At 46.3% G+C, this 14087-nt stretch carries 2 protein-coding genes; both read right to left on the bottom strand.

What is annotated here, in order from left to right:
• Positions 1 to 55: 55 nt before the first annotated feature.
• Positions 56 to 3571, bottom strand: a complete 3516-nt coding sequence (locus tag L0992_06075; GenBank protein XGB68255.1) for a hypothetical protein — start codon at positions 3569 to 3571, stop codon at positions 56 to 58.
• 27 nt (positions 3572 to 3598) lie between these two features.
• Positions 3599 to 13993, bottom strand: a complete 10395-nt coding sequence (locus L0992_06070) for a DUF11 domain-containing protein (GenBank protein XGB68691.1) — start codon at positions 13991 to 13993, stop codon at positions 3599 to 3601.
• Between the last annotated feature and the right edge of the window lie 94 nt (positions 13994 to 14087).

Here is a 14087-nt window from a genome sequence, read left to right as displayed (position 1 = left end):
TTAACTGTCACTTCGAATTCTCAACTCTTAACTTTCAACCCACTTTTGGGCTGGCTTAGATCTTACCGACTAAGTTAATGAATACACCGGATGCGTCGTAGTCGTCATCATTGGTTAAGTCACTATCAAACGCAGAGAAGTTATAACCAATCCCCATTTTAAAGTTCTCGCCAATGTGCTTGTTCACCGAAACTAACGCACCGTGCTCTAACTCATCATTGAGTGTGTCTGTTTTCCAGTGATACTCACCCGTCACGTCCCACTCTTTCATCACGCGATAAGAAGCGCTAAGTCCGTATAGGTCGATATCGCTTTTAACCAACTCATTCGAACCAGACGCTCGTTCAAAAGCTTGCTCTTTGTCTTTATGCGCATACTTAGTGCCGATGTCCCAGTGTTGGTCGATCGAGTAGATCGCTTCAACTTCAATGATCTGGCTGGTTTCGTCTTGATAATCCACATCGCGATCCAGTTGATCGAAGTCTGCAATATAGGTGTAGCGGCTCAGTAAGTTCAATCGATCGTTATAGATCGGACGATACGCTAGTCCACCTGTGGCTTCGGTGAATTGCGCCATGGTTTCGCCAGTGGTTTCACTCTCTGTGATTGAATAGTTGTACTTACCAAACAGCGTATACTCTTCCGTTAAGTGATGTGTGTAACGGTTAGTCGTCACGATTTGTTGCAGCTCACGCTGTGCTATCTCTGGGTCGTCTTCACTCTTGTCCACTCGATATTCGAATTTGTGGCTTAGGGTGATGTCGTCTAGGTCAATCGATGCATTGAAGCTGATGGACTCACGCTCTGTGGTGATGTTCTCATCATCCTCAATTTCACCAAGCTGATAACCGATGCCCATCTCGACATCATCCGTCACGTCGTAACCAAAGCCATAGGAATCAATACGACCGTGACCATCGTTTTCATCGACGAATTGGTTCTCTTGGTAGAAATCGACACTGCTGGTGAGGTCTGCACGCTGACCGACAATCACGTTGTTTTCACCTTCATAGTTATCATCAACGTAAGTCACGTACGTGGAGTGGTCATCAGACACATCGTAAGTCACGGTGGCTTCAGCAACTTGCCCGCGATCACCATCGGTGTATTCACCACCCAACGACAAGTCTTCCAGTACTTGGAATTCCGCACCAATCGATGCGCTATCGTTCTCGTCGTAGTCGTCCGATTGAGAGACTGTGGTTTGTCCTTTGATGTAGACGCTGTTGTCGCTGTCCCACATGTATTCCAAACGCACACCGGCTAAAGTCGCATCACTTTGCTCATCGTTTTGGTTCAACTCTTCAGTTTGTTGACCCGCCGCAGACACCTTGATGTGCTCGGTGATTTTGACTTGAGTCTCAACCTCAATGGTTTCGGTATCCGCTTCTAAGTTGCCGTCGACATCGCGCTCTTCGTTGGTCGAGAAACGAGACAGCACCGCCAAACGGTCGGTCGCTTGCAAGCGAAGCTCGGCACCGTAGGCTTCTTGTTCAAGGTCATCGCTGCTGCTCGCGTAGCTGTAGCCTGCGTCTTTATCTCGATACCAAAGCTTCAGGTCATTACCTACTGCACCAAAGATGGTTGGAGCAAGGTCATAAAGGCTGGTCACTGCGGTGATTTGTATGCTGTCACCTTCACGATCTTCTAACGTGTCACCAATCGGCGTAAAGGTTAAACCACCATCGATAGAGACAAAATTCGACTCGGTTTGAGTACCTTCACTGTGGGCAAACTCGGCCTTGATGTAGGTGCCTTCCGTCGCACGCAACGTTAAATCAGTGCCGTAAGACTCGTAGTCTTGATTGTCTTTTTCTTGAGTCGCATACGTCACACCCACACCAACGTAATCGTTAATCCAACCCTTGGCACGACCACCGTAAGACATCGCATCCAGCGAGTCTGAACCTTGTGGAACATACTCATAATCGACAACCAGAAAGTTTTCGTAATCGTCACCGTTTTCAATCACGCTGCCGAAACTGTCAGACAAAATATTGTCGAGTGGCTTGGTCAGAATGATTCGACCTTGGTACGGGTCGAAGTCATAGTCGACACCCGACTCAAGCGGGATTTCGTTTTGTACTAGGCCAGATTCATCTTTTACTTTTACGTAGACCTTGTCACTTCCCGGTACCGCTTCACCGTGGCGAAGGAAGTAAAGAGAACCGCCCGTACCTAAGAACTCATCGTGCGCATACAAGGAGTCAGCTTCTGCCGTAAAACCAACCACGTTCAAGCGATCTTCACCATATTGTGTGGTATCGCGAGTACGGTAATCGGCCTTGAAACCATAGAGGCTACGGTTGTAATCGTTGTTCTCAGTACCGGTCAACCCTGTGTTGTAGTTACCCCATAAATACTGCGATTTATCGTATTCTACGTTGAGGTAAACCTTACCCTTGGTGTTGACTACTTTTTCAATGTTTGAGCTGTCACCATAGTTACCGTAATAAAGCTCATCATCGTCTTCGAGAATATCGAACACATCCGAATCGTCTGACGCGAATGGATGTTTGAACATGTCTTTTATCTCACTTTCTCGAGTATCGAAGTGAGTGGTCACGCGAAGTTTGTCGCCAAATTTACCCTGACCAAAGTACGCCAAACGACCTTGGTTATAGATGTCATCTTGATACTGGTCATCGACGCTCAATGCATCACTGTTACCAGAAACGTTGTTCTTACCAACATAAAGATCAGCCAAACCCGTTTGTGCGTAGTAGGTATCTGGGATACGAACGTAAAGCTTGTAGCGGCGTTCATCACCGTTATCAAATACAACCTTGGTTGGAAAAATGTAAGAGTCTGTTGGTAGATATTGTTCTGCGTATAAGTTGCCATCTTCGACGTCAAATTCATCTTCACCGATGATGACTTTATCGACGCCTTTCAAACCGGTACCAATGAACTTGGCTAAGCCTGCATTGGTCGGAATGTTGTGACGCATCAACTTAGCTTGGCCGTAGCTTTTGTCTTTACTCTCTTCATCGTCGTTATCGTTGCGATCGATATCGACTTCAGAGTCAGGCTTAACCAAGTCCGTCACACCAACAGTGGTCACGTCCATGTTGCCATCTTTGTCCCACGCTTTTAGGCGAAACATCAACTGCTCACCCACTTCAAACTGGTAGTCAACATCGGTTTGACCATCCCAATTGATGTCAGAATCGTTTGCCAGTTTATCGCCATCAAGCACAGCGATTGGCTCAGACAAACCAAAATCACCGACACGGTACACCTCTAACTGGTATTTTTTGATGTAGTAACCATAGTTGGTGGTAATGGTGAATCCGACACTGTCTCGCAGTGTGCCCTGCTCAACTTCCAACTCATCGCTGACACTGACATCTAATACTGGGTCAAAGCGAGTGATGTCACGGCTTGCCCAAATAGCACCTTGCTCTAGGTATATGCGCGAGCTGTCTTGGTCTTGGTTCGGCTTAGTGATTTCAATGCCAGTCGTCTCAGAAGCGAGTTTTTCAAGCTTACCTGTGTCTTTCGCTACCGCCATCACAGGGATGGCAGCTAACACACACGTTGCTAAACGAGACTTACTAAATACTTTCATACAATTTCCAGATACGGTTCCAATGGCTTACTTCTGTTCACTTTCTTGGTCTTTGCGATGAACACTAAAGTTGAACTTGGTGAGCTTGTTCGGGGTAATTCGCAACACTTTCGGGTTTTCACTCACCACTTCCATAGAGGTGGATAGCGAATCAGTGTCCAACTTCACGAGGAAGTTCTTACCTTTCTTATTGAGTACCCATTGGTCGGGCACGTGGTAACGACCGTACTGGTCTGTGTAAATAACGATTCCCTCAACCGTCATTAACTTAACGCCCGGAATACCATCTTCGTAAATACCTTTGTTCTCGATAACGATTTCCCATAGGTAATCCTCGCCATCGCGATATAGGTTTCTGGTTACGTTGAGGTTTTCCGCGCTCAGTCCCTTCTTCTTATCGGATTCATGCTTAAACTGAATCTGACCTTGTGCATCAAACTCGATACGAGAGCCCGCATCGGTCGTGACAAAAAAATCAAAGCTCTGCTGTGTTCGAGTCTTGAATTGAATAACCACTTTGCTGGTTTCTGGCAGTGTTCGGTTTACTGAATGGCCCCAAAGGTCGCCAAGATCCAAACCTTGCTCAAGTGCAGTGGTTATTGCACCATCTTCGACAGCAACGTCTTGTCCATCACGAATGATGTGTGTCGAATCAGCGATGTAGCCTTGTGTTGCTAGGTTCGCAGTTAACTCAACATCGAACGCGGTTGCATCTGCTTGGAATCCATCTTGGTTGTGATCTTCAAAGACTTTACCGATGATCGATGAGGTATCGAACACCTTGTCCGGTTCTACGGTTACTTTGGCTGTGTCTTCATTGGAAACTGCCGAGCCATCCACTTTCGCGACTGCGGTGTTGATGTAGTCACCAAAGGTTGCACCTACCGATACTCGCAATAAGTAACGAATACGCAGCTTCTCACCCGGATCAAAGTTCAACGAAGTGAACATCAGCTTGCCGGTGTCTGATGGCTCTTGAGAAACGACCTGATCGTCTTCCGTACCAAACTCACCATCAATACCGCTCAACACGATTTCTGACGTGTCCACGATGTATTTCAAACCACCCGGGTAACGGTCTTCTACCGTCACGTTCTTAAAGTAAGATTCATTGTTGTTCTCAACGATGATCTCGTATTCAACCGCGTCGCCGACTTGCGCCGTGTCTTGTAACGCAGATTTCGTTAGCTCAAGTACCCCAGAGTTATCTGGAATTTTCTTAATATGATTAGTGACGCTGTCGCTGGTTTCGGTACCATCCGATTCCGTCGCGGTAAAGGTATTGGTGATGTCGTCATCCAAGCCTTTGCCTAGCCTACCCACAACTTCAAATGCGAAAGCATTGCGCTTTTGAGACTTAAGGTTAACGGTGGTATCTAAGTCTGTACTTGATGGGAAGCTATGACGTTGAATCACTGCACCCGTTTCATCGACTTCTACCCCTTCAATCGTCCAGTCGGTAAACACTTCGTTGCCAACACTGTTCTTCAATTCACTGATTTCATCCGTTAGGCGAACATTCGCAGCATTACCTAGGCCGTTATTGGTGACCGCTAAGTGGTAAATAACACTGTCATCATCTTCGGTGTATTCAGGTTTATCAGAACGCTTTTCAACAACCAGGTCAGCACCTACTGGAGGTAGATTCAAAGCTGAGACTTGATTACCCGTTATCTGTTTAGATGCATCAGATTCCTTGGTGTTTTTCGAACGAGTATGTGCCGTTGAACTACCTGTTAAATCGAGGTAATAGCCAAAAACATCGATGTTAGTCAGCATGTCTTCGTTAACCGTCAAGATGAAGGTGTAATCAATCTTGCCACCCGGTGCGATGTCAACGACCGTGGCCAAGTCTCTATCAACGTCAAAGGTACCCGGTTGCGTCTCTGCTCCTTCCCATGTCGCACTAAGCGTCCCTTCATCAAAGGAATTACTGTGTGAGCCATCAATATGGTCTCCCATTGATTCAGCAAACTGGGTATAGAGCGCGACATCTTTCGCGATACCACGACCAATGTTTTGCACCACTAAGTGATACTCAACCTGCTCGCCCGGTACGTAATAAGGTGCATCGGTAAAGAGCTCTGCCTGAACAACGGCCGCGACAGTATGAACTGGAGGGCTGACCACATCCCCGCCATCGACTTGCGCGGTGTTAACGATACGTCCCGTCGCTGTATCCACAACAGTACCTTTTGAACGGAAAACGACCGTACCGTGTGGAGCGATATCAACACTGTATTCTGTTGGACTGATTTGTTCGGCGGTCGTCCCCACAGTGGTTGATTCCACTACCATAGAAGTTGTGCCAGAAACAAAGGCTGGGCCTGTTGTATCGTCGTAATACTCAACTTCAATCGTACTCATGTCGTCGACAACACTGAGATCATTGATGTTGTTGTTTGAGGTATTCTGAATAGTGATCAGGAACTCTAATTCCCCACCCGGAACATATTCCGTCTGCACATTGGTTTTCGTTGCAACAAACTCAGAATCTTTCGGCGTCATTACTACCGCAGAATCTTGTTGAGTACCGTTATAAGTGATGGTCGCCGTATTACTAATATCACCAACAGCAGTTGTACGAATCAATGCTTCAACATGGAACGTCACGGTGCTTTGTGGCGCGATATCCATGTTGGCATCGATATCTTCGCTCAACTCAAAGATCTCTGGCTTCACCACTGTGCGGTCATCACTCGCTTCAAAGCTGACTTCCCACTTTAGGAATGCCGACTCTTTTGTCTCTGTCGTGGTGTCGACTTCAATACCGCTGATGATGTCTTGCAGTTGAACACCAGAGGCGAAAGCATCAGAGCTGTTGGTCACCGTGATTTCGTAGTGGCTTAACTTTGTCACTTCATATGCAGGCGTATCGACTGTTTTTTCGATCGACAGCGTTGCTAGTACAGGTGTACTCGTCGCAGTATCGTCAAAAGTTGTGCCATCGAAGGAGGCTGATGCCAAGTTCGTGATATCACCCGTTGCAAGTGCGTTAGTTGTCACCTGAATCGTGAAAACAACGCTATCTTGAGGAGCAATATCTAACGTTTCGTTAAGATCTTCGCCACTCGTTAGAACTGGCACTGGCGTATCACCCGTTGTTGAGGCAGCCGAGATTTTGATTGAAGCAGGCTCAAAGGCTTGCGACTTCTCACCACCAGCAATTGTGGTTTCAACAGACTGCAGCGCATCCTCAATAGCAACATCTTCTGCCCAGCCTAGTCCGTTGTTTGTCACGGTCACTGTATATTGCAGAGTCTCTCCTGGAAGGTACTCCGCCTTATCAACCTCTTTTGTAATTTCGACTTGCGCATCTTCAGGAATATAAGTCGCGTCTGCGGTGTATTCACCATCATCGCCTTCGACTTTAACCACATTGGTGATCTCACCTTTGGCTTTGTCGTTTACGGTATTAGTCACAACAAATGAGTAGCTGTCACCAGGGTGAATGCTGTAAGTCGCACGGTAACCTTGATCAGTATTGGACACATCTTTACGAGCGTTCAGTGCTGGGTCGCCACTTCCATCAAGTTGTTCATCACTGATGATCCAGCTGCTAGTCAGTGCTTGCTCTTGATCTGGGCTATTCGCTACTTCTGTCATGATGGTATCGATGCGATCCGTCAGGATCTGATCCACAAGATAGCCTTCCCCTGTATTCGCGATGGTGATCTTGTATGAGATAGGTTGGCCCGGTTGGTACTTAGCATCAGGTTCAGCTATCGGAGTCGCTTCTTTGGTTAGCACCAAGTTGCCCGATTTTGGAGTAATGTACCCCTCTCTTAGACGAATTATCTTTGAGTCGTCTAAACCATGTCGCAAATAGGCGGTATTGGTAAAACGACCTATCGCGTCATCACGAACCTTGCCTTCGATATGAATACGGACAAGCGTATGCTGATCACCGAAACCGGTGCCTGTGTCATCGCGCCCTGAGATCTTGAGAGATTCGGCTGGCAGATTAATATCTGGGCTGTTTTGCCCTACTAATTTATCTAGCTCTGAGAAGTCGTTCGCATTTGGATCTAGAGGAGCAGAGTTCGCAAGAACCTCATAATCAACCGTCCACTGCGTGAGGGCCGTTTGCATCGAACCATCGACAGTTTCGACTTCAAAGCCACTGATCATGTCGCGGATTGAGAACAAGCCTGTGTCTACATCATCATTGGTAATATCGATGTAGTAGTTAATCGTGCCGCCCGGTACGTACTCTGGTGTATCGGTCCACTTATCAACGAGAATGTTCGAGCGACCTGGGTTCAAGACGATGTCGTTAGTGTCATCGCCATTAACCTGTGCCGTATTGGTGATAGTGCCAGTTGCTGATGTTGATACCTTGCCTTTCACATCAAAAACAATACGCTCATCAGGACGAAGGTCGACCGTCGCATCTAACGGGACACTTCCGTTGTAATCACCCTTTACGTCATATGAACCCGCGGGTTCCTCCGCAATCGCTGTAGACCACTCAGAGAACGCATCATCACCATCTTCCGTTTTAATGGCATGAATGGCATCAATAACACTCACATCATTGGCAATACTGTCACCCGTATTATCAAGCGTTACTTGATACTCGACATCTCCACGCGGCGCGTAGTTACACCCCTTTCCGTCACTCGAAGGCACGGTACAACCAACAGATTCACCATCGGTATAAACTAAGGTTTTGAAGTAATCGAGCTCAACCGCTTGTGGCGGGATCTTTTCAGATGTAGCAGATTCACCGTCTGCCGTTACTCGATTGGCACTGATGGTGCCCAATGCGTCATCACGTATCACGCCGGTTGCTTTAAACGTGAGCACTTCACCTGCGGCGATATCTGTTTCGATATTTAGATTGTGGTTAGCGTTGTAGTCTGGAACATAAGTATCAGCGTTAGCATCAATGCCATTGCTTACGTCATGAGATATTTCGCTCGAAACAAACGCCGATTCTACGTCCCCGCCAATAACTTCGACTTGAACGTTACTCATCACATCTTTGATGTGCACATCGTTAGCCCAACCATTTTCTGGGTTAGCCACGACGAATTCATACTCGACTTGGTCTCCCGGCAGGTAAGTGTCGCCATCAGAGAAAGGTTTACCATTCACCGATACAACACGTTTAGAAACACTAATCTTGTTTTCAAGCGGCAGTAGATTCGCACTTCGAACACCACCGTCGTAACTCGCTCTGTTGAGGATTTCACCTAACGCATCCTCACGGATGACACCATGAATGATAAAAGTCAGGCTTTCCTGAGGCGCGATAACAATGTCGTTATCAATATCAACATTGTTGCCTGAAACAAAGTCAACCGCATCTGTAATAGAGTCAGCAGCTGCCGTTTTCTCTAGGTTCACTTCCCAGCCAGACAAAAATGGCTGTCCGACGGGGTCAATGCCTGTTGATGAAGCATCTTCTGCAATACGTGTCTCAATCGCCGAAATAGTATCTTCTAGGCGAGAGCCATACTCAGTGCCGTTACCTGTATTTTTAATCTGAACGCGGTAGTAAACCTCACTTTCCCCAGACGCTTGGGAGTAATACTCTTTCTTACTCGATAAGCCAGAATCGGAGAATACTTGCTTGCTGAATGCAATTTCGGGTTCTGACATTGACGCAGGCGGAGAAACGGCAATAAATTCATTTCCGTTGTCTTCGCCCATGTGAGCTCGGTTAGTAAATGAGCCGACGGCTTTCGGGCTAATCTTGGCTTTAATAACATAACGGACGAATGCGAGTGATCCTGAGCGACCAAAGTTATCCGCCGAGATATCAAAATGTGTATCAATTGGCTGGTTATCTCGAATCGAGTTATCAACATCAGGGTTTGAGATTCCAGAACCGTCTGAGAAGGTTTCAATTGTCCAGCTATCAAAGGCTGGGCCACGAGAGCCATCAAAGTACTGTGTGTTAATTTGGTCGATGTCGTCACGTAAACTCATATCATCAACGTGAGCGCTAGAGACGTTCTCGATTAAGATTTCGTACTCAACGTATCCCCCAGGCATATAACTTGTCGCCCCTGGCATTGGATTATCATCAGCATCGTAGTAAGCGAGGATGTTCTTCTCAAAATCGACTTTGCGCGCTTCTTGTTGGATATTGTGAGAAATTGTATCGCCATCGACAGTCAATACATTCACGATACCGCCATTCGCTTTGTCGTTGATGGTCGCAACCACTCGATACTCAAGCGTCGCCCCCATCGGAATATCTGCTTGAAGATTGAGATTGCTGTCCGTTGAGGTATAAACATTACCCGCGCCCGCACCAGCATCTACGTAATCAGAATCGGCACCAGAAGCAATAGAGGTAATTGTCCAGCTTGAATACGCAGGTCCAGTCGAGCCATCAACGAGATCAACGGTGATGTCTTTTAAGTTGTCGACGATTGGGATGTCGTGAGCGTTACCTTTACCATCGTTCTCAACCACTAAATGATAAGTCACCGTTTTACCTGGTTCATAAACCACTTCATCGGTTGTTTTATCAAAATCCAAGTGGTAATCATCGGGCAGTACTACGGTATCTCGGTAATGAATATCACCAGTCGCATCAGGTCTAACGACACCCGTAACGGTGTAAGTCACGTCTTCACCTGCGTCGATATCAATGGAAGTCACGATATCGGTATCGTTTTTAACATCACCGTCGTTTGTGCCATCGGTTGTTCCCGCATTTGCAGGATCGCTCTTCGCAACGGCAACCGTAAACTTATTCGTACCCGCCGCATCATCGAAGAACGGATTGCCAAACGTACCGTCTTGAAGCTCAACCGAGATACCATTAATCAGTTCATTGACGTCAACATTGTTGCGGTAACCATGGCCATCCTGAGAATTGTACTTGATGGTATAAGTCAGCTCATCGCCCGGCGAATATCGATTAATATTGGTTGAACGAACCACGCCACCACTGTTGTGAACTTGGTGGTTTTCAGCCACTGCACGTTTCGCAAACTCACAATCATCAGTACAATCAGCATTGGCGTTGTGAACCAGTATCGCCTCATTGCGGATAATTCCACCGTCTCTATCTACAACACCATTCGATACCGCATTGTCTTTCACGCGAGCTTTAATACGTACGGTAACAAATTCTTTAGCTTTAATTGAAATAGGGATTTCGACATCTGTGGTTTGCTCACCACCAAAGGTTCCAGTACCTGGGTCAACCGACCAATATTCAAACGGATTTTGGCCGATAAAATCTTCAGCTTCATCGTCTTTATCGTTCGCAAGCGTCGTTGTAATCTGAGTCAGTCGATCAATCAGAGTAAGATCGGTTTCTTCGGTATCACTATTGTTGCCAATAACGATGGTATAAGTGAGATCTTCGCCCGGTGTATAACGGACTACATCCGTCGTTTTGGCCAGTGAAACGTTGATGTCATAGGCACTGTTCGAGTTATCTATTTGCGCAGAAGAACTGTGTTCACGGTCTGTGATCGGGTCATAAACATCAACACGGTTTGATACTTGGTCTTCTTCATAATCAGACCTAACCACGCCACTTACCTCATAGTGCACCCAACCTCCAGGGGTAATATCTACATTGGTATCGATATCTGTATTGTCAGCGATGTCACCGTAGCGCGAGCCAGGTTGGTCCGTATTCGTTGTACCTACAATAGTCCAACTATCAAAGAAGTTAAGTGCAGAAATACTGTCTTTTACTGTTGCATTATTTGCGTAACCAACACCTCGGTTATAAATATAAATATCGAAGGTAGTACGCTCTCCTCCCACAAAATCAGAGTTTTGAGCAGTCTTATCGACAATAAGATTAGGTTCACTTGGGTAGGTGTGAACCGTATCGGATAGGTTGGTATCTAGGCCAGTTACCTTGGCTGTATTGCTGAACGATCCCCATAGGATTTCATTGTCATCACTTCGGTCAAGCTGTCCAACAATGGTGTAGGTGATAGAAGCGCCGGGAGGGATTTGTGCCGTTGCGTTAAGGTCATTATTATCCGAAAAGTCACCAGGGTCGGTTACGGCTAGCACCCAAGGAGAGGCTGCCTCTTTTTGAGCGCTGATCGTCCAAGATGAAAATACCGGTTTGGTTTCACCCGGCTCATGAAGAAGCTCAGCCTCTATCGTGCTGATTTCATCTTTAACGTTAATATTAGATGCAAAACCATTCCCTTCCGGGTTGCTCACCTTAATCGTATAGGTGATTTCGGTCGTCGTGTCGGTATAGGCATTTTGTTCATTATGCCCATCTACACGCTTGTCCAGAGTGAGGTAATAATCACGTGGATAAGCTCCTCTATCGGAATAAAGAACGCTGTCTACCGTCACTTCATTTCGAATCTCATCATCGGCAATTGGGTTTATGACCGCTGCAATGCTATAAACAATCTTATCGTGTGGGGCTAACTTAGCCTTCTCATCTAAGATCACTTTATTATTTTGATCACCTTCAATTTGGCCAGTAAAGCCAGGATCACTGTTTGTCGAAATAGAGCCATCAGAAGCGTAAGATTTCGCAGTAATCACCCAGCTCAAATACGCTTTAGTCGGCGTATCGTTAATAGACTGAGTCATGATAGAGACTAAATCATCATAAACCGGCACATCAATCGCGTAGCCATCACCGTTATTCTCTACCGTGATGTCATAATTTAGAGTGCCACCAGCTGAGTAGTAACGAGAATCCACCTCCTTTTGGACTTTTAATTTCGAGTTTGGCATTTGGACACCAGAACCCGACTCGCTTAGGTTATCGCCCAAACACAAGCCTGCGTCCGCACCATCATCAACAATTTGACCCACACTGGTGTCAGCCACTCTTGCGGTCAATTTGTAATGAACGGCACCTTCAGGCGCGAGGTCGAGTTTTAGATTGATGTCGTCAGTTGTCCACGCACCATAGTTAAACGAACCGTAATTCGAGCCGTCACCACTACGATCACTCACCTCTAACTTCCATTCAGAGAATGCTGAACCCAGGCTGCCATCCGTTTGCTTTGTCACAATACATGCAAATTTATCGACAACTTCAATATCGTTTGCGAAGAACTCAGAATCCTTGTTCGAAACAACAATGTCGTAAACCACTTCATTCTGACCAGATATCCCTGGCACATACGTAGTGTCAGTCGTTTTCTTATTGCGAGTAATTTGGCTCGATGAAGAGTGGATGACTTCTTTAGTGTCTAAAGGATTTGTTAGCACATCACCAGAACCTGCCGTGCCACCAGCATCCACTACCCGAGCGACAACTTCAGGAATGACACCAATGGAAACTGGGCTTACATCAACCTCCACTGAGTAAAGGATTTGCTCACCTGGATAAATTGAGACGACATCATCCAACGATTTATTAGATTCAACGCCACTATCCGCTAATTCAGAGCGGCTGTTGGAACCTAGAGTAATAACTTGGTTGGTCCAAGACTCATACGGGTTGCCAGTTGTGTCATCAGCGTTCTTGTCGATCCCGATGTCATTACCTAAGTCGGTCTTTAGATCTTCCAAAAACTGCTGAACAGAGTAGTGATAAGCAATGCCTGAGTTTTCTTGGTTGGTTACCTTCACCGTGTAAGAAAACTTGTCATCAACCAAGTAACTGTCTGATTGGTTTAAGGTATGAGTAAGAGAGACGTTTGGCGCAGCGGGCGGCGTGGTTAGCACATCAGCAGAAACCAAAGCATCACGAGTTTCAGCTGTCACATCATTATTAACAATATCGCCGACTAAATTGTCGGCAACGGTAGCTTCGATGGTGTAAGTAATAGATCCGCCGATATCTATCGAGGCATCACTCACAACTAAATTCCCTGATGAACTAAATGTCCCGGCGTCACTTTCGTCCCCTTCGACAGAAGCCGAATTCACGTTGGCAGTAAAAGCCGATTCAAGTGCACCTTCAATATTAAGCGTCTTGATATCAGCAATAGCATCTTGAACGTCAATCGCCTTAATAACAGTGTCACCGGTATTCGATACCTTGATGGTATAGGTCAGCTCATCATTCAGTTGGTAGTGCGTCTTATTAACTGACACCGTAATGTCGTGTTCATATAGGCCTCGTTGAATGGATTCTGTATTTGAGGCCATCGAATCCAATAACCCAGAACTCGCCGTCGCGAAATTATCAATCGTTCCCGCAGCCTCATCAGAAACCATTGCAGACATTGTGTAGGTCACCGTACCACCAGCGGCAACACGCACGTCAGTGGCTTCTAGGTTGCCAAAACGATTAAACGTACCCGCTGATGAAAGCACCGTCGAATGCGCTTGGATCATAGCCTGAGTAAACGCGTTAACGCTCTTGCCTTGGTCATCTGTCGTCAGAATATTGAGTAGATCATCTTTAACGTCAAAGTCACTAATGGCTTTGTCTGAGCCATTCGTTAAAACAAGCGTGTAAACCACCTCTTGTCCATTGTCATAAGATGCACTATCTACGGACAGATCCATTTTTAGCCCTGTAGTGTCAGCTTGGGCGAAGAATGGGATCAATAAAATAGATAAGAAAAAGGCAAGGTTGTATCTGAACATTAACGCGCACTTC

This window comes from Vibrio pomeroyi (genome assembly GCA_041879425.1).
Lineage (GTDB): Bacteria > Pseudomonadota > Gammaproteobacteria > Enterobacterales > Vibrionaceae > Vibrio > Vibrio pomeroyi_A.
The sequence above is the reverse complement of the archived record's forward strand: the minus strand, read 5'-3'. Positions and strand labels throughout refer to the sequence as shown.